Consider the following 18,239-nt stretch of genomic DNA (forward strand, 5'->3'; position numbering starts at 1 on the left):
CAAAGTTTGTTCACGAATGAACATATGTCACATGATGCAGGTGCGGAAAAGGGGAAATTACCCCCGTGTTGGCATGGGGCGGTGCGATGTCGCGCAGCGCGTGGGGAGCGGGGCCTCAGAACATCGGGCGGTTGCCGCGCAGGCAGGCCACCGAGAGCTGCCGCGTTTCGGGGAAGTCGCCGTTGAAGTCACCGTATTGCGTGTGCAGCCGGTCGATTGTACCGCCGTCGAACAGTTGCAGGATCTGCCCGTTCCATTGTGCCAGCAGATCGGGTCGCTGGCGCGACACCATGAAGGCCGCGCCCACGGGCGGCATCTCCATCCGGTCCACCTCGACCAGCATCTGCGCTGCCCCGGCCACGGTCTCTAGCGAGCGTGTGGTCCCGAAGACGGCATCCACCTGCCCGGAGAGGGCGGCCTGCACCGCTGCCTCGGTCGTCTCATACACCGCCAGCCGCAGGCCCTGCTGTACAAGCGCCCATTCCTGTAGCGACCCGCGCACCGTGGCGATGGTGGCCGTGGTCACGTTCATACCGGGTGTGCGGGCATAGAACATCTCGTCCCGGCTCTGGAAATACAGCAGGGGGCAGGTCAGGTTGCCCATTTCCGCCCGCGCGGGCGTCGCCGCCAGACCGCCAATGGCGATATCGAGCGTGCCCTCGGATATCCCGCGAAGAAGCCCCGCAAGCGGGTGCATCTCCAACCGGCAATCCTGCCCAAGCCGCGCACAGATCCGGGAGGCCACATCAACATCGAACCCGGTGATCTGCCCAAGGTTGTCGCGGTAAGCATAGGGCGGATAATCCTCGGACACGCCGATCACCACCGGTTGCGCGGCGGCGGTCGTGGTCCAGAGCATCAGGGACAGGACGAAAAAACGCAGAAGCTTCACGTAGGTCATTCAATTTCCTTGGGCTTGAGTCAAAAATGGATGTGCGCCGGGGCAGGGATCAAGAGCCTAGACCGCCCCTGACCGCAGGGCAATATCGCCCGCCCGGTCCTATTCGGCAGCCGAGACCGACGGAACGGCGGTGCCCTCCTGCGCCACCTGATCGAACAGCCAGTCGCGGAAGGCGCGGATCATTGGGTCACCGGCCCGGTCTTCAAGATAGGCAACCGAATAGATGACCATCGGCATCGTCACGGTCTCGAACAGCCGCACCAGCCTGCCGGACTCCAGCGTGCCCCGCACAACGGAATCGTAGGCCAGCGACACGCCCTGACCGCGTTCGGCGGCGGTGGTGGCGAGTTCACAATTGGGAAAGACGGGGCCTTGCGGCAAGGCAGGGTCGGGCAGGCCCGCGGCGGCGAACCAGTCGGCCCAGGCGTCGTCGGTTTCGTCATACATCAGCCGCAGGCGCAACAGATCCTCGGGCCGTTCCACGCCCTCCGCGTCGCGCAGGTGCGGGCTGATCACCGGGTAGCGGTTGGACTGCATCAGCGGCTCGGTCACGACGCCGGGTGTGCGATCGACCGACCACTGGATCACAACATCGCTGTCATTGCTGGCGAAATCGGTCGAGGGCGCGCCGGTCGAGACCCGCAGCCGCACCCGGTCTCCGAACTCCAGCCGGTCGAGCCGCGGGACCAGCCAGCGCGCCGCAAGACCGGGCGTGCACAGCACCCGCAGCGGGCGCTCCCCGGCTTGCCGGATGGCGCGGGTGCTGTCCTCCAGCCCGTTCAGAAGCCCGGTCAGCCTGCCGGCATAGCCGCGCCCGGTCAGCGTCAGCTCCAGCCGGTTGCCGACCCGTTCGAACAAGGCCGTGTCGAGGTATTCCTCCAGCGCTCGGATCTGGTGGCTGATGGCCGAGGGCGACAGGCACAGCTCCTCGGCGGCTGTCTTGAAGCTTCTGTGCCGCGCGGCGGCCTCGAAGGCGCGGACGGCGGCGAATGGCGGCAGCTGGCGTCCCATGGCGGGTGAATTCCCTTCATGCGCCAATGAAAAAAGGTCTTTTGCGTCTGGCGCAGATCGAACCTTACCATGAATTCATTCCTGATCCAAACCCACGGAGGTCACCATGACCATCCCTTTCCGGGCCAGCCGCCGGCTGGTGCGCTCTCTCTCCCTGTGCGTGTCACTGGCGTTGGCGCCGGTCATGGCTGCGGCGCAGGATCTGCTGGCCTGGCGTGAGGCCCCGACGATGCAGGATCTTGTCGCCCATATGGAGGCGTGGCTGGATACCCACACCGATCTGCCAAGGCGGGAGGCCCCGCCGCTGATCCGGCTGACCAGCCACGCCCACGCCGCTGGCATCGCTCACGCTCATCAGACATCGGCCAGCCCGACCGTGCGGGGGCTCTATGACCCCGAGGTTGAAACGGTCTGGCTGGTACAACCCTGGGATGCCCGCAATCCCTATGATGTCAGCGTTCTGCTGCATGAGCTGGTGCATCACCGGCAGGCGGCGGCGGGCCATTGGTATTGCCCCGGCGCGCAGGAACTGCCCGCCTACCGCATCCAGCAGGAATGGCTGAACGACCTCGGGCTGGAACCCGATGTGAACTGGATTGCCGTGGTGATCGAGGCCGGGTGCACGCCGCGTGACATCCACCCGGATTGATGCGTCAGTCCTGTTCCGCCAGCCAGTGTTCGGCGTCGAGCGCCGCCATGCAGCCCATCCCGGCACTGGTCACGGCCTGGCGATACTTGTGATCGGTCAGGTCGCCCGCCGCGAAGATGCCGGGGATCGAGGTGCGGGTGCTGCCCGCCTCGACCTTCACATAGCCGCCATTGTGCAGTTCCAGTACGTCCTTGACCAACTCGTTCGCAGGCGCATGGCCGATGGCGACGAACACGCCCTTGCAGGGGATCTCGGTGATCTCTCCGGTCTCCACATGCTTGACGCGCACGGCCTCGACGCCCTTGGGGTTGTCGGTGCCGACGACCTCCTCCAGCACGTGGTGCCACAGCGGCTCGATCTTGGGATTCTTCATCAGCCGGTCGATGAGGATCTTTTCTGCGCGCAGTTCGTCCCGGCGGTGGATCAGCGTCACCTTGGAGGCGAAGTTGGTCAGGAACAGCGCCTCTTCCACGGCGGTGTTGCCGCCGCCGATCACCACGATCTCCTGCCCGCGGTAGAAGAACCCGTCGCAGGTGGCGCAGGCGGACACACCGAAGCCCTTGAACGCCTCTTCCGACGGCAGGCCAAGCCACTTGGCACGCGCGCCGGTGCACAGGATCACCGCGTCGGCGGTGTAGGTGGTGCCGCTGTCACCCTGCGCCACAAAGGGCCGCACGGAGGTATCGAGCGAAGTGATGATGTCGCCGATGATCTCGCAACCCATGGCCTTGGCATGGGCCTCCATCCGTATCATCAGGTCGGGGCCCTGCACCTCGGTATCGCCGGGCCAGTTCTCCACCTCGGTCGTGGTGGTCAGCTGCCCGCCCGGCTCGATCCCCTGCACCAGAATGGGGCTCAGCATCGCGCGGCTGGCATAGACGCCGGCGGTATAGCCAGCCGGGCCGGAGCCGATGATCAGAACGCGGGTGTGGCGGGTGTCGGACATGGAGGCTTCCTTGGGTGTGTCATGAGTCGCCGCCAATGTAGCCACCCCGCGCGGGAGGCAAAAGGGGGGGCAGGGCCGGATCGCGCCGGGCCTGTGCCTGCCCGTGTCCTAGTAGTCCGAATCCCCGCCGCCCTGGGTCATGGCCCCGCGCACGGCCTCGATGCAACCTTCCGCCGTGGGTGCTTCGCATTCATAATAGCGCCCGTTGACGAAGACGAAATACTGCTCGCTGCCGCCGAATTCCGCCGGTCGCGTGGCTACTGTGTAGGTCTGCCCGTCGATTGCCACGACTGTTCTGTCGTAGAACGTGGACTCCGGTAGGTCCGGCATGCGCAAGGAGTCGCCGCAACTCGCAAGGGCGACAACCGGGATCAGGATCAGGCTGTGCAGCTTCATCATAATTCTCCTTTGTTTGAATCCGCTCATAAACATTCACACCATAACGCATTCTTCAGCGCGATGCCGGGTCGTGTGGTGGCACTTGCATTTCCGACTTGTCCGGTACATATCTTGCGCGCCCTTGAAATATTCTTGCGCAAAGGGCATGTCCGATAACAGGAAAATTAAACGTCTGGGGAGGCGAGCAGAAACATGCCAGGGGCAAAACTGGACCAAACCGACCGCATGATCCTGGCAGAGCTTCAGGGCAATGGCCGCATGACCAATGTGGAACTGGCCAGCCGCGTCGGCATTTCCGCGCCCCCCTGCCTGCGCCGGGTCCGCACGCTGGAGGAACAGGGCTTCATCAAGGGTTATCACGCCGATGTGGACGCCCGGCAACTGGGCTTCGAGGTGCAGGTCTTTGCCATGGTCGGGCTGCATAGCCAGGCCGAGGCCGATCTGGTCGCCTTCGAGAACCGCTGCCGCAACTGGCCGCTGGTCCGTGAATGTCACATGCTGAATGGCGAGATCGACTTCATCCTGAAATGCGTGGCCCCCGATCTGTCCACCTTCCAGAGCTTCCTGACCGAGCAATTGACCGCTGCCGACAATGTCGCCCATGTGCGCACCTCGCTGGTCATTCGCGGGGCCAAGGACGATCCCGGCGTTCCCTTCGACGTGCTGGAGGAGCGCATCGCGCGCGAGGGCTAGGCCATGCTTCCGGTCAATCCGGCGCGGATCAAGCAGCTTTACGGGCAGGCGATGGCCGCGCAATCCGCCGGACAGGCGGAGGCGGCGCTGGCGCTTTATGCGCAAGTGTTGCAGGCCCGTCCCGATCTGGCCGAAGCGCATTTTCAGGTGGGCCGCATCCATGCCGCGCGCGGGGACGCCGCCAAGGCCGAAACCGCCCTACGCAAAGCGTTGAAATCCCGGCCAAAGGAACCCGCGATCTGGCAGGGGCTGGCGGCCGTCCTGACTGGCGGCAAACTGAAGAAACTGCAACGGGAGGCGGCGGCGGCGGGGATTTCCCTGACCTCCGGCCCCGACATCGCCCCGATCCTGCGCCAGATCGAACAGGGGCAGGCCAAAGCCGCCGTAACCGCTGCATTGGCACTGGTCACCCGGTTTCCGAATGCGGCCGGGCCCGCGCTTGCACTTGGTCTTGCCCGAATGGCTCTCGGACATTGGGCGGGGGCCATCGGACCGCTCGAAAAATCCGTGGACCGCGCCCCGGACGATCCCCGTGCGCTGCGGGCGCTTGGCGAATGTCATGTGCATCTGGGGCAATGGCTGCGGGCCGAAACGGCCCTGACCCGCGCCGCTGATCGGGGGGCGGATGTGACACTGCCGCTGGCCCGGGCCTTGCGTGAAACCTGCCGCGTGGAAGCGGCCGAGGCGCTCTTGGCAAGCGCCATTGCCCGCCACAGGAAACGCCCCGACCTGCATCTGGATCACGGCGATACGCTTGCCGCCCTGCGCCGCCCGAGAGAGGCACGCCGCGCCTATGACGCCGCCATCCGGCTCGGCCGGTCGCGTGGATTGCTGGCGCGGCTGTCGGAAACGCTGGCCGCCGAGGGCGAAAACGGGGCCGCTGCGGCGCTGATGGACGAATTGGTTAAATCGGACCCCAGGAACGTCGCCTTCCGCACCATCCGGGGCCAGCAACGCCAGACGGCGGGCGACATGGATGGCGCGCGCGCCGATCTGCTGGAGGCCACGCGGATCAGCCCCGACGCGGCCGAGGCGATCCGGTCCTATGTCGGGGGCGGCAAGATCACAGCCGATGACCCGATCCTGCCGATCCTTGAGGCGCGGTCAGACAACGCGACCCTTCCCGCTCTCAGCCGCCGGGTGCTGGCCTTCGCCATGGCCAAGGCGCAGGAGGATCTGGGCCATCACGACCGGGTGTTCCGCTATCTCAACCGCGCAAACCGGATGATGCGGGCCGAGTTCCCCTACCGGTTCGAGGCTGATCTGGACGCCGCCCGCGCGCTTGTTGGCAGCTATGACGCCCTGCGCAAGGCTCCCGTCCCGCGCGATTGCCCGGACGATGCCCCGATCTTCGTCACCGGTCCGCCCCGGTCGGGAACGACGCTGGTGGAAACCATCCTTGCCGCGCATCCGCGTGTGACGGCGGGGGGCGAGATGCCGTTTCTCGTGCGCGCCCTGCACCTGCCACTGGACCGGGTGGCCGATGGCCTCCCCGCTGCCGAGGCAGGCTTTGCCGAGGCGGGCCGGGCCTACATGACAGCTGCACGGCGCCGCTCGGGGGCTGTGGATATCCTGACCGACAAGGCGATTTCCACGTTTTCGCGCGTCGGGCAAGCGGCGCTGGCACTGCCCAATGCCCGGTTCCTGATGCTGCGCCGCGATCCGCGCGATGTGGGCCTGTCGATCTACCGCAACATGTTCCCGCAGGGCCGGCAGCTCTTTGCCACCGATTTGGCCGATATCGGGCGCTACCTGCGGCTTTACGAGGCGATGCTGGACCATTGGGCCGAGGCGCTGCCCGACCGGGTACATGTCGTGGACTACGAGGCGCTGACCGCAGAGCCGGAGCCGCAGATCCGTGCCTTGGTCGCGGCCGCTGGACTCGACTGGGACGCCGCCTGTCTGGAACCGCACAAGGCGCGGCGCAATGTGGCGACGCTCAGCTTCGCGCAGGTGCGCCAGCCCATCTACCGCGCCTCGGTCGCGGGCTGGACCCGCTATGAAACGGAACTGGAACCGCTGTTGGAGGCGCTTGAAAAGCCCGTTTCGCTGTAGCGCCGCGTCGGGGGCGGTTAAGCGGGAAGGGGCGCCTCGTGCATCGCATGGGCTGCCGGATCGAAGTCATGCCCGATCACCTCTGACCTGCGCAGTTCGATGGCACGGCCCGGCGGCAGTTCGGTCCAGACCCCGGCCACCTCGTCCAGCGGTTCCGAGGACACCACCACCCCCCGACGGCAATGGCGATAGTAGAGGCTTGGGGCATAGCGGTCCGACGCGTAGCGCGCGGCGAACAGCCGTGCCCCATCGGACCAGCAGGCGGCAAAGCGCATATGGGGCGTGCTGCCATGCCTGCGCGCCAACCCTTCCACCTGCCCCACGGCGCGGGCCATTGCCCCGACCGGATCAGCCGCCATCCCATGCCCGAGGGCGATCAGGAAGATCGCCTCGCTTTCGGTCGCGCCAAGGCGCTGCGCATAAAGATGCTCGGGGATCATCGCGTCCAGACGTTGGCGGAACCGATCATGCCCGCCCGCCTGACCGTTATGCATGAAGCTCCAGCGGCCATGGCCGAACGGGTGGCAATTGTTGCGCGATGTCGCCGTCCCGGTCGAGGCGCGTACATGCGCCATGAAAAGGCCCGCCTTCGTGTGATGGGCAAGCTGTTTCAGATTGGCATCGGACCATGCGGGGCCGGTATCCTTGTAGAAACAGGGCACCGTGCGTTCGGGCGAATACCAGGCCAGCCCGAACCCGTCCGCGTTGATCGCGGTCTTGCCGATCAGCGCATTGCGGCTCTGCTCGACCAGCGATTGTTTCTGCTCGATCACCAGCTCCTCAAGATAGCGCGGCGCGCCCGTCCAGGCGAGGAACCGGCACATCAGGCAGCGGTCCGCGCAAACCGGGCGGTGGTCTCGTCGCAGCTATAGAGCGCGCCATGGTCTTCGGCGGTTTCGGCCAGTTGCTCGACGCAGCCGATGACGAAATCCGCCTTCTCATCGGTCATCAGCGCCGACAGGTTCAGCCGCACCCAACCGGGTTTGGCCAGTTCCTCGCCCGCTTCCAGCGCCGCGAAGAGCGCCTCGGAGTGCGCCTGCCCGATGCCGAGCAGCCGGTGCGCATAGGGCCCCGCGCAGGCACATCCGCCGCGCGCCTGAATGCCGTGAATGTCGGACAGCATCCGGGTGAACAGCTGATGATGAACATAGCCTCCACGCCCGTCACGGATGCGGAAGGCGAAGATCGGCAGGGCCTTGGCAGCGGTGTTTCCCAGCAGGTCCAGCCGCGGATGGGCCTGCCACCGCAAAAGCGCACGGGCGCGCAGATCGGCCTGACGACGGTCCAGCCAGCCTTGCCCGAGCGCCGCCTTCACCATCATCACCAGCGCCGCGCGGATATCCCCGACGACATTGGGCGTGCCCGCCTCTTCGCGGGTCGACAACCGGTTCGAATACCTGTGCCGCCAGGGCGAGACGAAGCTGACCGTTCCGCCGCCCGGCAGGGTGGGCGTGGCCCGCGTGGTCATCGCGTCGCGCAGGATCATCACGCCCGACGCGCCCGGCCCGCCGGGGAACTTGTGGGCCGAGAACACGATGGCATCCTTGGCGCAATCGGTGCCGCACTGCATGGACATCTCCATATAGGGGCCACCTCCGGCGAAATCCCAGATCGCCAGCGCGCCGCCCTGTTTCAGAACCCGTGTGACCGCATCGGTGTCGGTCACGATCCCGGTCACGTTCGATGCCGCCGAGAAGCTGCCGACGATCAGCTCCGCGCCCCGTGCCGCGTCCAGCTGCGCCCGCAGATCACCCAGATCCGGGCCGCCTGCCGCATCCTCGGCCACCTCGATCACCTCGGCCCCGCTGTCGCGCCAGGGCAGCAGGTTGGAATGATGTTCATAGGGGCCGACCAGCACCACCACCCTTTCCCCGCGCGCCAGCCGCGCCGGAATGTCGAGCAACGCCACCAGCCGGTTCAGCCCCGCCGTCGCACCGGACCCGGTGAACACCACGCTGCACCCGTCATCCGCCCCGACCAGCGCCCCGATCCGCGCGCGTGCCTCTTCCCGCATCCGGGTCATGGCCGCGCCGCAATAGGACGCCTCGGTATGGCTGTTGGCGTAATAGGGCAGCACCGCGTCGCGCACGAAATCCTCGACCACCGTCAACGCCCGGCCAGAGGCAACGTAATCGGCGTAGATCAGGGGTTTCTGCCCGAACGGCGTGTCGATCAGGATGCCGTCGCCGATGATCCCGCTGCGCAGGACATCCACCAGGTCGCTTCGGTCGAGAGAGGCTTCAAAACGGGCAAGGGGGGTCATGTCGGGCTCCAGTTCGCTGATTTCAGGAATCTGACACCCGGGTGGCGCGATTTCATCACCTTTCTTTTCGTGATACAGGATAAGGTTGGGTCAAATGATCGGAGAAATGTCGTGAAGTTAGATCAAATAGATTGCCTCCTGCTGGAGGCGCTTCAGCAGGAGGCCAGCCTGTCGCAACGGGCCTTGTCCGAAAAGGTGGGCCTGTCGCAGAACGCCTGCTGGCGGCGTCTGCGCGCGCTGGAGGATCGGGGCGTGATCCGGGGGCGCACCGTACTGCTCGACCGGGCGCAGTTGGGGGCCACGCTGGTGGTCTTCGTGATGGTCAAGACGCGCCACCATTCGGCCGACTGGCTCAACGCCTTTCGCCGCCATGTGCGGACGATCCCCAATGTGGTGGATTTCTTCCGGATCGGCGGGGAGTACGATTACATGCTGAAGATCGTGGCGCGCGACATGGCCGATTACGACCTGTGCTACAAACGGCTGATCGAGGGGGTGGAGCTGGACACCGTGACATCCTTCTTCGCGATGGAAGCGATCGAGGAACAGCGCCCGATTCCCCTCCGGCCGATCGGGTAGGGCGTCCATCTGGCCCGCGCAAAGAAAAAGCGGCCCCGGAAGGCCGCCATTTTTTCAGCGTTCTGCTGCTCGGACCGTGTCCGGCCCATGCGTGGAATCAGGCCGATGCCGCCTTGCGCAGCATGCTCCGGCGACGATGGCGTTTGCCGCGCGACCAGGGCATTTCGATCTGTTCCTTCTGGCTTTCTTCCAGAACCTTTTCCATCCAGCGCCGTTTCAGCATCTCTCTCGTCCTCTTTTCATGCCGACCCTTTTCGGGCCATCTGTTGTCCCGTTTCCGGGTTGAGGACAATCTGGCGGAACTTTCGGGCAGTCTTACGGCCCCGGCCCTAATTTTCCGTAAAAGGCAGGGGCGAAAATGTGGCGGGCGCCGGCCTTGTTTTCTTGGTGCCAATCTGCCGCGTGCAAGGGCTTCTGGGCAGTAATGGGGCAGGGCTTGTCAAGGATGCGCCAGATTCAGTCGTTCACAGCGCCAAGCGTGGCAGTCTCGCCCGATTTCCAGATTGGCATCAAAGCCGAATCGCGGAAATGAGTCGCCCGTAATCGGCCTCGCCCTGATGCACCGACCGGCGGTAGGAGAAGAACCGGTCCGGGTCGGAATAGGTGCAATGCCGCGTCCATTCCGCGTGGCCCACGCCCGCGCGGCGCAGCCGATGCAATCCGTAGGCGGGCAGGTCGAACAGGAACCGGTCGCCCTCGCCATTGATGAAGAACATCGAGTTCTCGCGGTCTTCGTCGAAGAAGGTCTCGAAGAACTCCGGCCCCACCTCATAGGCGCGCTGGCTGATCGAGGGGCCGATGACGGCGTGGATATCCGCGCGCCGTGCGCCAAGCTCTTCCATGGCTTCGACGGTCGATTCCAGCACCCCGTCCACCGCCCCGCGCCAGCCCGCATGGGCCGCGCCGATGACCCCCGCCTTGCGGTCGGCAAACAGCACCGGCTGGCAATCGGCGGTGAGGATGGCGATGGCAGTGCCGGGGGTTGCCGTGACGATCGCGTCGGCCTCGGGCCTTGGCAGCGGCTGCGCATCCTCGACCGCCACCGCGCGGGCAGAATGAGTCTGGTGGACAGTGACCAGCCGCAATACGGGCACCCCCATGGCATCAGCCACGCGGGCGCGGTTTGTATCGACCATGCTGGTCTGGTCGGATGATCCGGTGCCGCAGTTCAGCCCCTTGAAGATGCCCGAAGACGCCCCGCCGCGACGGGTGAAGAACCCGTGCCGGACGCCATCCAGCAGGTCTGACGTGATGATCTCGAGGCTTGTGGTCACGGTCATCGGATTGCGGGGCCTTTCATGGGTCGAGGCCGGGGGGCAGGGCAGCGTCGGGCGGCGTCAGGGACATCACCTTGAACAGCGTTCCCATTTCCTGCCCATGCGTCAACCGTCTGTGTGCGGCAATGTGCGAGTCGAGGGCCGGGCCGCTCAAACGGGAGGCCAGGGCCTGCGCCCGTGCCGTGATGCCGAGCCGTTCGAGAAAGACGCCCTGAGGCGTGGGAGAGGAGGCGCGGGCAGGTGCGGCGGCCTTGGCCAGCGGGGCGAAGGCCACATGGGCCGTCAGGTCGGCCTCTCCCGGACAGGTCAGGGGGTCGACAGGTTTATGCGCCTTGAGGGCCTGAAACGTATCGCCATGGCTCACTGCCTCGCCATAATCGACGATCAGCGCCGCGCCGCCATGGGCCGCGATCCGGCGGCCGATATCCTCGGCCAGCGGCAGGGCGGGGGTGTTGACCTCGACGATCTGGCCCTCGGTCGTGTCGGCCAGCCGGTCCTCCAGCATCTCGAAGGCGCTTTCCGGCCCCAGACCCCAGATCAGCCGCCCGTTCTCGGCCCCGATCATCCGTTCATGCCAGCCGGTCTTGCCGCGCTGGAACTGGCGGATCGGCAGCGCATCGAAGAACTCGTTGGCGAGCAGGAAGAGTGGCCCGTCGGGCAGGCTGGCCAGATGGTCGTGGAAGGTGATCTCGTGGCCCGCCAGCGCCTCGGCCTGTCTGGCGCGGAGAGCGGGTGAGACCTCCACCAAATGCAGCCGCGCCGCGTCGTGAAAGCCCGGCACGGCCCGCGTGGCGCGCAGCACATCGGCCATCAGCGTGCCGCGCCCCGGCCCGAGCTCGGCCAGCAGGAACGGGGCGGGCGCGCCCTGATCCATCCAGACCTGCGCCAGCCACAGGCCAAGCAGTTCGCCGAACATCTGGCTGATCTCCGGCGCGGTGGTGAAATCGCCCGATGCGCCGAGCGGATCGCGGGTGGTGTAATAGCCCTGCGTCGGGTGCAGCAGGCATTCGGTCATGAACTCCGCCAGCGTCATCGGCCCGGTGCGGGCGACGCGCGTCAGCAGGCTGTCGAGCAGGGCGGTCATGCCGCGCGCCTGCGTGAGACGAGGATGAAGGCCAGACCCACGATCAGCATCGGCAGCGACAGGATCTGCCCCATGGTCAGGCCGATACCGGGCGACAGGGACAGCACATGGCCAAGCGGGTTGTCAGCGGTAATGAACTGCGGATCGGCCTGCCGGAACAGCTCCACGATGATCCGCGCGAGACCGTAGCCCGCGAAGAAAACCCCCATGATCATCCCCGGCCGCGTCAGCGCCCCGCGCCGATAGGCCAGCCAGATCAGCAGCACCCCGAGGAGCAGACCCTCCAACGCTGCCTCATAGAGCTGAGACGGATGGCGGGCGCAAAAGACCGCGTCGTCGATGGTCACCAGCCCGTGTGGCCAAGGGCAATCCTGCGCGGCAGCCCCCGGAAAGATGACCGCCCAGGGCACGTCCGACGCGCGGCCCCAAAGCTCGGCATTGATGAAATTCGCCAGCCGCCCGAACAGAAGCCCCGGCGCGGTGCAGAGTGCCATCAGGTCGCCCGCCTGCAACATGGGAATGCCCTGACGCCAGCAATAGAGCCCGCCGCCGATCACCACGCCCAGGAAACCGCCATGGAACGACATGCCGCCCTGCCAGAGGATCAGGATTTCACCGGGGTTCTGCAGGTAATAGCCAGGCTGATAAAACAGCACATAGCCAAGCCGCCCGCCCGCGACGATGCCCAGGATGATCCAGGTCATCAGCCCCTCCAGCTGCTCGCCCGTCATCGGGGCGGTGCCCTGCGGCCAAAGCGCGGGCCGACGCAGGGTCACCAACGCCAGCCGCCAGCCCAGAAGAATGCCCATGATATAGGCCAGAGCGTACCAGCGCAGGGCGAACTCCATCCCGCCAAGCGTGATCGAAAAGATCTCGGGCGAGATATCGGGAAAGGGGATCGCGGCTGGCAGCATCTTGGGCCTCGTCTGCTCGGGTCGCCGATTGGATGGCTGGCCCCTGCGGCGAAGTCAACCTTGATGCCGGGCGCCTGCGGGGCCATATGAGGGACAAGCGACAGGAGGCCCCTCATGCAGACCCGCAACAAGTTCATGGAAGACATGTCCCAGCTGATGACCAACGCCATGGGCGTGGCGCAGGGGGCAAAGGACGAGGCGGAAACCGCGATGCGCTCGCTGATGGACCGCTGGCTGGCCGACCGCGACTTCGTCACCCGCGAAGAATTCGACGCCGTGCGCGCCATGGCCCAGAAGGCCCGCGAGGAGAACGAGGCCCTGAAGGCGCGGATTGCGGCGCTGGAGGAGAAGGGCGCGTAACGCCGCCCGGGTACTCTGCACCCACCAAATCGGATGTCTTGTAAGTCGGTTTCGCCGCCCGCGGCGTCGATCCGTGTGCGGCCCTCCTCAACCCCCGCATGCGCGGGGGCCTCGTCTGGCCGCTTGGGGTTCCACCCCAAACCCCGGAGGTATTTTTACCAAGATGAAGGACAGGGCGGGGGTTTCCGGCGATGATCCTGACGGGTTTTCCAATGAAAAGCGGTTCTTTGTGAATAACTTGGCCCCGATGCGAGAATCTTGTGGATAGGTCCGTGCAGGGCGGATTCCTGCCTCGACTCCCCAACTTTATCCTTTACAGACATTCCCATTGGCTCCACCATATCTGGTATGGGGTCGGGCCTGCCCCGGCGACCCATAGTCAGACACCCAGCTTCTAGTGGGTCGTTCTGGTCACCAGACCAGCGGCGCGCGAAGCTGCCAAAACAAAGAGGCCTGGGCAATGTCGCTATCCGAGCAGTATATCGAGGTCGACGACCTCCATCCCATCGACATCGTGGAAACGCTGGCGACGCATCACGAATGGGATTTCGACCGCGTCGCCGATGACCAGATCGCCATGGCGATCGAGGGGCAATGGCGGACCTATTCCGTCACCCTGGCCTGGTCCGCCTATGACGAAACCCTGCGGATGATCTGCACTTTCGACATGGAACCGCCCGAGGCCGCGCTTCCGGCGCTCTATGAAGTGCTGAACCTCGCCAATGACAAATGCTGGGCCGGGGCCTTCAGCTATTGGCGCGAGCAGCGGCTGATGGTTTATCGCTACGGGCTTGTCCTGGCGGGCGAGCAGATGGCCAGCCCCGACCAGATCGCCTGCATGGTGGAAACCGCCGTGCTGGCCGCCGAACGGTTCTACCCGGCCTTCCAGCTGGCCTGCTGGACGGACAAGACCCCGTCCGAGGCGATGCAGGTCGCCATTGCAGAGAGCTACGGCCGCGCCTAACCTGCCCGGCGACTGAAGCGGGTGCGTTTCGGCCTTCGGGTCGAGCCACCGCAATGCCGGGAGAACACATGAATTTCGACGAGATCGCGCGCCGCGGGCTGGTGATGCTGGGCTGTGGCAAGATGGGGCAGGCGATGCTGGAGGGCTGGCTGGCCGGGGGGCTGGAACCGGGTGCTGTCTGGGTCTTGGACCCTCATCCCTCGGACTGGGTTACGGCGCAGGGGCTGCACGTGAATGAGGGGCTGCCCGAGGACCCCGCCGTCGCCATCGTTGCCGTGAAACCGCAATTCATGGCCGAGGCGCTGCCGCAGCTGCAACCGCTTGGCGGGGGGGCGACGCTGATCGTTTCGGTCGCCGCAGGCACGCCGATTGCCTATTTCGAATCGATCCTGGGGGCAGGTACCCGCGTGATCCGCGCGATGCCCAACACGCCCGCCGCCGTGGGCAAGGGGATCACCGCGATCATCGGCAACGGGGCCAGCGGGGTGAGTGATCTCGAGATGGCAGAGGGGCTTCTGTCGACCGTGGGGCAGGTGGTGCGCCTGTCGCACGAGGACCAGATCGACGCGGTCACCGGCGTGTCGGGCTCGGGGCCTGCCTATGTCTTCTACATGATCGACGCGCTCGCCGCCGCCGCGCGGGCCGAGGGACTGCCCGAGGAGATGGCGATGCAACTGGCCAAGGCGACCGTGGCGGGCGCGGGCGCGCTGGCCGAGGCCGCATCCGAGAGCCCCGAACAGCTGCGGATCAACGTAACCTCCCCCAATGGCACCACGCAGGCGGGGCTGGAGGTTCTGATGGCCGAGGATGGGCTGATGCCTCTGATGCGCGCCACGGTGGGTGCCGCAGCGGGCCGGTCGCGGGAGTTGAAGGGATGAGCGACGAGATTACCTTCGACGACTTCCTCAAGGTCGATATCCGCGTGGGCGAGGTTGTGCGGGCCGAGCCGTTTCCCGAGGCGCGGAAACCCGCGATCAAGCTCTGGGTCGATTTCGGCGGCGAGTTGGGGGTCAGGAAAAGCTCCGCCCAGATCACCGCGCATTACGATCCGTCGGGGCTGGTCGGTAAGCAGGTGATGGCGGTGGTGAATTTCCCACCCCGTCAGATCGGGCCGGTGATGTCGGAGATTCTGGTGCTTGGTCTGCCTGATGAGAACGGAGAGATCGTGCTGATCGGCCCCGATCAAAACGTGCCCAAAGGGGGGCGGATGCATTGAAGCTGCTGATTTCCCGCCGCCTGCCCGAAAGCGTGATGGAGGCCGCCGAGGCGAGGTTCGACGTGACCTGCCGGACGACCACTCAGCCGATGACCCATGCGGAATGCGTCGCGGCGCTGGCAGATTATGACGCGGTGCTGCCGACGCTTGGCGATGCGTTCCGGGCCGAGGCCTTTGCCGCCGTGCCCCAGCCGCGGTGCAGACTGCTGGCCAATTTCGGGGCCGGGTTCAACCATATCGACGTGGCGGCGGCACGGGCCGTCGGCATCGCGGTGACGAACACGCCGGGCGCGGTGACGGACTCAACCGCCGATATTGCGCTGACGCTCATTCTGATGACCGCGCGCCGCGCGGGCGAGGGCGAACGGCTGGTGCGCGCGGGCGGCTGGACCGGCTGGCATCCGACGCAGCTTCTGGGGTTGCATGTCAGTGGTAAGACCGTCTGTATCATCGGCATGGGCCGCATCGGGCAGGCCATCGCGCGGCGCTGTCATTTTGGCTTTGGCTGCCGGGTGGTCTATGTGAACCGGTCCAGAAAAGCGGTGGATTTTCCGGCCGAGCAGATGGAGATGATGGAGGCCCTGGCGCTGGCCGATGTGGTTGTGGTGGCCACGCCGGGCGGGGCCGAGACGCATCACCTTGTGGGCGCCGAGGTCTTTGCCGCCATGCAGCCCCATGCGATTTTCGTCAATATCGCGCGCGGGGATATCGTGGACGAGGCCGCGCTGATCGCGGCGCTTCAGGCGGGCCGGATCGCGGGGGCGGGGCTCGATGTCTACGAGTTCGAGCCGGAGGTGCCCGAAGCGCTGCGGGTGATGGAGAACGTGACGCTATTGCCGCATCTGGGCACCTCGGCGCTGGAGCCGCGCGAGGATATGGGGCGCATGGCGCTCGACAATATCATCGCCTTCGCCGAGGGGCGGGACTTGCCGAACCCGGTATGAGATGGCTGGCGGCGCTGCTGGCGTTGGCGGCCCCGGCGCTGGCGGAAAACGCCGTTGTGCTGGAGGGTTACCAATTCCGGCTGCTCTGGCCCGAGACCGGCGCGCTGTCGCCTGACCTGATCGCAGAGCAGGCGGCGCAGGATCAGCCGGGTGTCTTCTGTGGCGAAGCCGCGTTTGCGAACGGGGAAAGCTGGGAACGGTTTGGCGCGCCCTTTCGCGGGCTGCTGCTAGTCGGGGTGCGCGGCGTGGGGGATCAGCCGAACCGCACGGGGGCGGCGCTGTTCACCCTGGTCGAAGATGGCGCGTTGATGGAGCTTCCCGTTCATGCCCATCCGGGCGAATTGGTCTGGTATCCAGTCGGGTTCTACCCGGTGGAGGTGAACCTGCATCGCATGCGCGGCGGGCTTGGCGAGGATTTGCAACCGCTGCCCCGCATATTCAGCAGTTGCAATGAATAGGGCCTGCCAATTGCCCGAGCGGGGCCGGTCCCGGTCGAGTGTGCCACATGTCTCTGGCTGGAAACTCCCGGAGTGTCGGGGTGGCGTAATCGGATGGGCGGCGCCGCCCGTTGGGGCGTGCGTAGCAGGATGGTCTGGCGAAGCTTCTGGCGCGTTTCGTCACCTGCACCCTTGTCGGGGTGGTCTGGGGGTCGGATCGGCGGACCGGGCCACGCTATGGGAATCGGTTAACCGGCGCTCAGCGTGCCAGATCGGGGTTAAGATGGGGTGAAGGCGGGGGCGACGCGGTTTCGAAACCGCGTCTCTACCGATCCCCGACCGCCTCGCGCCAATGGATCCGGCACAGCGACACATAGCGGTCATTGCCGCCCACCTCGATCTGCGCCCCTTCGCGCAGCGCTTTGCCGTCTTCGCCCACGCGGATCACCATCGTGGCCTTCTTGCCGCAATGGCAGATCGTGCGCACCTCGCGCATTTCATCGGCCAGCGCCAGCAGCGCCGCCGAGCCCGGAAACAGTTCGCCCCGGAAATCCACCCGCAGCCCGTAGCACATGACCGGAACCCGCAGGTCATCCACCGCCCGGGCCAGTTGCCAGACCTGATCCCTGGTCATCCACTGCGCCTCGTCGACCAGCACGCAGGCGCATGGGCCGTCTTCGAGCCGCGCCGCGATCTTGGCATAGAGATCATCGGCCTGCGTATAGGTGTCTGCCTCGGCCGAGATTCCGATTCGGCTACCGATCTGGCCCTTCCCCGCCCGGTCATCGAAATTTGCGGTCAGCAGGTAGGTCTGCATGCCCCGTTCAATGTAGTTGTAGGAGGCTTGCAGAAGCAGGGTCGATTTCCCTGCGTTCATGGTCGAATAGTTGAAATAGAGCTTGGCCATTTCCCGGATGTGCCCCAAGCCCAAGCCCCGCGCAAGACCCCGCGGTGTCAGTCGCTCTCCAGCTTGTCGAGATTGCCGAGGCAACGGCTGAGGAAGCCGGTAAACTGCGCAACCTCCTCGGGGCTGAAGCCATCGAGCAGCGCCTTTTGACGAGCCAGTGCCTCGGTCAGAACCTGTCCGTGCAGGGCGATGCCCGTGTCCGTCAGCACCCATTCGCGCCCAAGCCTGCCTTGATCGGGATCGGCGGGGGCGACAAGGCCCTTTGCCTCCAGTCGCGCAAGGGCCCGGCTGACGGCGGCCTTGTCGATGCCGATGGTGCGGCTGGCATGGGCGGCGGTGCTGCTCGGCTCTCGTGCCAGCATGACCAGCATCCGCCAGTCCATCGCACCGATGCCGAACCGATCCTGATAGGCGCGGGCGGCGCTGCGGGTGAAGCGGTTCGCGGTGAAGTTCAGCAGCACCGTGGGGCTGCGCGAAAAGCTGAGCGTGGGCGTGGCGGGGCCGCCCGTGTCGTCGGGGTGGATCAGGAAGAGGTCATCAGGCAGGTCGGCGGTCATGGGGGCAGGGTAGGGGATGCGTGTTGACATGACAACAGCTATGCGGCATCGTCGCCCATGTTGACATGACAACACTGGAGGAT

General features: G+C 65.9%; 22 protein-coding genes. 10 read left to right on the forward strand and 12 right to left on the reverse strand.

The window, feature by feature from the left end; all coding sequences use genetic code 11:
• Window positions 1-115: 115 nt before the first annotated feature.
• Together ACOOEX_RS04945 and ACOOEX_RS04950 are read right to left on the reverse strand one after the other, a co-directional pair.
• On the reverse strand, window positions 116-901 hold the full coding sequence (locus ACOOEX_RS04945) for a substrate-binding periplasmic protein (protein ID WP_420397393.1): 786 nt from the start codon (window positions 899-901) through the stop codon (window positions 116-118).
• A 99-nt stretch (window positions 902-1,000) separates the two neighbouring features.
• The gene (locus ACOOEX_RS04950; protein WP_420397394.1) at window positions 1,001-1,912 is read right to left on the reverse strand and encodes a LysR substrate-binding domain-containing protein; all 912 of its coding nucleotides are present in this window, start codon (window positions 1,910-1,912) and stop codon (window positions 1,001-1,003) included.
• 106 nt (window positions 1,913-2,018) lie between these two features.
• Here ACOOEX_RS04950 and ACOOEX_RS04955 point away from each other — a divergent pair, with 106 nt between their 5' ends.
• Entirely contained in the window at window positions 2,019-2,561 is a 543-nt protein-coding gene (locus tag ACOOEX_RS04955; RefSeq protein WP_420397395.1) for a DUF6647 family protein, read from the forward strand.
• A 4-nt stretch (window positions 2,562-2,565) separates the two neighbouring features.
• On the opposite strand, the gene trxB is transcribed toward ACOOEX_RS04955, so the two are convergent.
• Window positions 2,566-3,507: a thioredoxin-disulfide reductase gene (gene trxB / locus ACOOEX_RS04960; protein WP_420397396.1), complete on the reverse strand. Its 942-nt coding sequence runs from the start codon at window positions 3,505-3,507 to the stop codon at window positions 2,566-2,568.
• Window positions 3,508-3,615: 108 nt separating this feature from the next.
• On the reverse strand, window positions 3,616-3,903 hold the full coding sequence (locus ACOOEX_RS04965; protein WP_420397397.1) for a hypothetical protein: 288 nt from the start codon (window positions 3,901-3,903) through the stop codon (window positions 3,616-3,618).
• Between the two features lie 195 nt (window positions 3,904-4,098).
• Between ACOOEX_RS04965 and ACOOEX_RS04970 the strand changes: the two genes are divergently transcribed.
• On the forward strand, window positions 4,099-4,599 hold the full coding sequence (locus ACOOEX_RS04970; protein WP_420397398.1) for an Lrp/AsnC family transcriptional regulator: 501 nt from the start codon (window positions 4,099-4,101) through the stop codon (window positions 4,597-4,599).
• A gap of 3 nt (window positions 4,600-4,602) precedes the next feature.
• Window positions 4,603-6,654: a sulfotransferase gene (locus ACOOEX_RS04975; protein WP_420397399.1), complete on the forward strand. Its 2,052-nt coding sequence runs from the start codon at window positions 4,603-4,605 to the stop codon at window positions 6,652-6,654.
• Between the two features lie 17 nt (window positions 6,655-6,671).
• Here ACOOEX_RS04975 and ACOOEX_RS04980 read toward each other — a convergent pair whose 3' ends face one another.
• Both ACOOEX_RS04980 and ACOOEX_RS04985 read right to left on the reverse strand, forming a co-directional pair.
• A complete protein-coding gene (locus ACOOEX_RS04980) occupies window positions 6,672-7,478 on the reverse strand; it encodes a class II glutamine amidotransferase (protein WP_420397400.1) in 807 nt (268 codons plus the stop codon).
• Window positions 7,478-8,917 carry an aminotransferase class V-fold PLP-dependent enzyme gene (locus tag ACOOEX_RS04985; protein WP_420397401.1) on the reverse strand — a complete coding sequence of 480 codons (1,440 nt, stop codon included), beginning with the start codon at window positions 8,915-8,917 and terminating at the stop codon, window positions 7,478-7,480. The genes ACOOEX_RS04980 and ACOOEX_RS04985 overlap by 1 nt, the downstream gene beginning before the upstream one ends.
• A gap of 111 nt (window positions 8,918-9,028) precedes the next feature.
• Here ACOOEX_RS04985 and ACOOEX_RS04990 point away from each other — a divergent pair, with 111 nt between their 5' ends.
• Complete coding sequence (locus tag ACOOEX_RS04990; RefSeq protein ID WP_420397402.1) at window positions 9,029-9,496, forward strand: Lrp/AsnC family transcriptional regulator; 468 nt, start codon at window positions 9,029-9,031, stop codon at window positions 9,494-9,496.
• Between the two features lie 97 nt (window positions 9,497-9,593).
• On the opposite strand, the gene ACOOEX_RS04995 is transcribed toward ACOOEX_RS04990, so the two are convergent.
• The 4 genes from ACOOEX_RS04995 to lgt all read right to left on the reverse strand — a co-directional run bounded on the left by ACOOEX_RS04995 (window position 9,594) and on the right by lgt (window position 12,771).
• Complete coding sequence (locus ACOOEX_RS04995) at window positions 9,594-9,719, reverse strand: hypothetical protein (protein WP_281249797.1); 126 nt, start codon at window positions 9,717-9,719, stop codon at window positions 9,594-9,596.
• A gap of 286 nt (window positions 9,720-10,005) precedes the next feature.
• The gene (gene pgeF, locus ACOOEX_RS05000) at window positions 10,006-10,776 is read right to left on the reverse strand and encodes a peptidoglycan editing factor PgeF (RefSeq protein ID WP_420397403.1); all 771 of its coding nucleotides are present in this window, start codon (window positions 10,774-10,776) and stop codon (window positions 10,006-10,008) included.
• Window positions 10,777-10,792: 16 nt separating this feature from the next.
• Window positions 10,793-11,857: a class I SAM-dependent methyltransferase gene (locus ACOOEX_RS05005; RefSeq protein WP_420397404.1), complete on the reverse strand. Its 1,065-nt coding sequence runs from the start codon at window positions 11,855-11,857 to the stop codon at window positions 10,793-10,795.
• Window positions 11,854-12,771 (reverse strand): prolipoprotein diacylglyceryl transferase, encoded by a 918-nt coding sequence (lgt, locus tag ACOOEX_RS05010; protein ID WP_420397405.1) that lies wholly within the window; start codon window positions 12,769-12,771, stop codon window positions 11,854-11,856. Before lgt ends, ACOOEX_RS05005 begins: the two co-directional genes overlap by 4 nt.
• Before the next feature lie 114 nt (window positions 12,772-12,885).
• On the opposite strand from lgt, the gene ACOOEX_RS05015 reads away from it, so the two are divergent.
• The 6 genes from ACOOEX_RS05015 (at window position 12,886) to ACOOEX_RS05040 (ending at window position 16,713) form a co-directional block, all read left to right on the forward strand.
• Entirely contained in the window at window positions 12,886-13,131 is a 246-nt protein-coding gene (locus ACOOEX_RS05015) for an accessory factor UbiK family protein (RefSeq protein WP_071688580.1), read from the forward strand.
• A 460-nt stretch (window positions 13,132-13,591) separates the two neighbouring features.
• Window positions 13,592-14,095, forward strand: a complete 504-nt coding sequence (locus ACOOEX_RS05020) for a YbjN domain-containing protein (RefSeq protein WP_420397406.1) — start codon at window positions 13,592-13,594, stop codon at window positions 14,093-14,095.
• A gap of 68 nt (window positions 14,096-14,163) precedes the next feature.
• Entirely contained in the window at window positions 14,164-14,973 is an 810-nt protein-coding gene (gene proC, locus ACOOEX_RS05025) for a pyrroline-5-carboxylate reductase (RefSeq protein ID WP_420397407.1), read from the forward strand.
• Window positions 14,970-15,311: a tRNA-binding protein gene (locus ACOOEX_RS05030; RefSeq protein WP_420397408.1), complete on the forward strand. Its 342-nt coding sequence runs from the start codon at window positions 14,970-14,972 to the stop codon at window positions 15,309-15,311. The genes proC and ACOOEX_RS05030 overlap by 4 nt, the downstream gene beginning before the upstream one ends.
• A complete protein-coding gene (locus tag ACOOEX_RS05035) occupies window positions 15,308-16,255 on the forward strand; it encodes a 2-hydroxyacid dehydrogenase (RefSeq protein WP_420397409.1) in 948 nt (315 codons plus the stop codon). The genes ACOOEX_RS05030 and ACOOEX_RS05035 overlap by 4 nt, the downstream gene beginning before the upstream one ends.
• Window positions 16,252-16,713, forward strand: a complete 462-nt coding sequence (locus tag ACOOEX_RS05040) for a hypothetical protein (RefSeq protein WP_420397410.1) — start codon at window positions 16,252-16,254, stop codon at window positions 16,711-16,713. The genes ACOOEX_RS05035 and ACOOEX_RS05040 overlap by 4 nt, the downstream gene beginning before the upstream one ends.
• Before the next feature lie 304 nt (window positions 16,714-17,017).
• Here ACOOEX_RS05040 and ACOOEX_RS05045 read toward each other — a convergent pair whose 3' ends face one another.
• Window positions 17,018-17,599, reverse strand: a complete 582-nt coding sequence (locus tag ACOOEX_RS05045; RefSeq protein WP_420397411.1) for a thymidine kinase — start codon at window positions 17,597-17,599, stop codon at window positions 17,018-17,020.
• Window positions 17,600-17,646: 47 nt separating this feature from the next.
• On the reverse strand, window positions 17,647-18,186 hold the full coding sequence (locus ACOOEX_RS05050) for a MarR family winged helix-turn-helix transcriptional regulator (RefSeq protein WP_420397412.1): 540 nt from the start codon (window positions 18,184-18,186) through the stop codon (window positions 17,647-17,649).
• Between the last annotated feature and the right edge of the window lie 53 nt (window positions 18,187-18,239).

Source organism: Nioella sp. (assembly GCF_965215655.1).
GTDB lineage: Bacteria > Pseudomonadota > Alphaproteobacteria > Rhodobacterales > Rhodobacteraceae > Nioella.

Excerpts from the sequence above, each read along its gene's own strand:
- ACOOEX_RS04945 (WP_420397393.1), bottom strand. The coding sequence starts at position 901 with ATGACCTACGTGAAGCTTCTGCGTTTTTTCGTCCTGTCCCTGATGCTC.
- ACOOEX_RS04950 (WP_420397394.1), bottom strand. The coding sequence starts at position 1,912 with ATGGGACGCCAGCTGCCGCCATTCGCCGCCGTCCGCGCCTTCGAGGCC.
- ACOOEX_RS04955 (WP_420397395.1), top strand. The coding sequence starts at position 2,019 with ATGACCATCCCTTTCCGGGCCAGCCGCCGGCTGGTGCGCTCTCTCTCC.
- trxB (WP_420397396.1), bottom strand. The coding sequence starts at position 3,507 with ATGTCCGACACCCGCCACACCCGCGTTCTGATCATCGGCTCCGGCCCG.
- ACOOEX_RS04965 (WP_420397397.1), bottom strand. The coding sequence starts at position 3,903 with ATGAAGCTGCACAGCCTGATCCTGATCCCGGTTGTCGCCCTTGCGAGT.
- ACOOEX_RS04970 (WP_420397398.1), top strand. The coding sequence starts at position 4,099 with ATGCCAGGGGCAAAACTGGACCAAACCGACCGCATGATCCTGGCAGAG.
- ACOOEX_RS04975 (WP_420397399.1), top strand. The coding sequence starts at position 4,603 with ATGCTTCCGGTCAATCCGGCGCGGATCAAGCAGCTTTACGGGCAGGCG.
- ACOOEX_RS04980 (WP_420397400.1), bottom strand. The coding sequence starts at position 7,478 with ATGTGCCGGTTCCTCGCCTGGACGGGCGCGCCGCGCTATCTTGAGGAG.
- ACOOEX_RS04985 (WP_420397401.1), bottom strand. The coding sequence starts at position 8,917 with ATGACCCCCCTTGCCCGTTTTGAAGCCTCTCTCGACCGAAGCGACCTG.
- ACOOEX_RS04995 (WP_281249797.1), bottom strand. The coding sequence starts at position 9,719 with ATGCTGAAACGGCGCTGGATGGAAAAGGTTCTGGAAGAAAGCCAGAAG.
- pgeF (WP_420397403.1), bottom strand. The coding sequence starts at position 10,776 with ATGACCGTGACCACAAGCCTCGAGATCATCACGTCAGACCTGCTGGAT.
- ACOOEX_RS05005 (WP_420397404.1), bottom strand. The coding sequence starts at position 11,857 with ATGACCGCCCTGCTCGACAGCCTGCTGACGCGCGTCGCCCGCACCGGG.
- lgt (WP_420397405.1), bottom strand. The coding sequence starts at position 12,771 with ATGCTGCCAGCCGCGATCCCCTTTCCCGATATCTCGCCCGAGATCTTT.
- ACOOEX_RS05015 (WP_071688580.1), top strand. The coding sequence starts at position 12,886 with ATGCAGACCCGCAACAAGTTCATGGAAGACATGTCCCAGCTGATGACC.
- ACOOEX_RS05020 (WP_420397406.1), top strand. The coding sequence starts at position 13,592 with ATGTCGCTATCCGAGCAGTATATCGAGGTCGACGACCTCCATCCCATC.
- proC (WP_420397407.1), top strand. The coding sequence starts at position 14,164 with ATGAATTTCGACGAGATCGCGCGCCGCGGGCTGGTGATGCTGGGCTGT.
- ACOOEX_RS05030 (WP_420397408.1), top strand. The coding sequence starts at position 14,970 with ATGAGCGACGAGATTACCTTCGACGACTTCCTCAAGGTCGATATCCGC.
- ACOOEX_RS05040 (WP_420397410.1), top strand. The coding sequence starts at position 16,252 with ATGAGATGGCTGGCGGCGCTGCTGGCGTTGGCGGCCCCGGCGCTGGCG.
- ACOOEX_RS05045 (WP_420397411.1), bottom strand. The coding sequence starts at position 17,599 with ATGGCCAAGCTCTATTTCAACTATTCGACCATGAACGCAGGGAAATCG.
- ACOOEX_RS05050 (WP_420397412.1), bottom strand. The coding sequence starts at position 18,186 with ATGTCAACACGCATCCCCTACCCTGCCCCCATGACCGCCGACCTGCCT.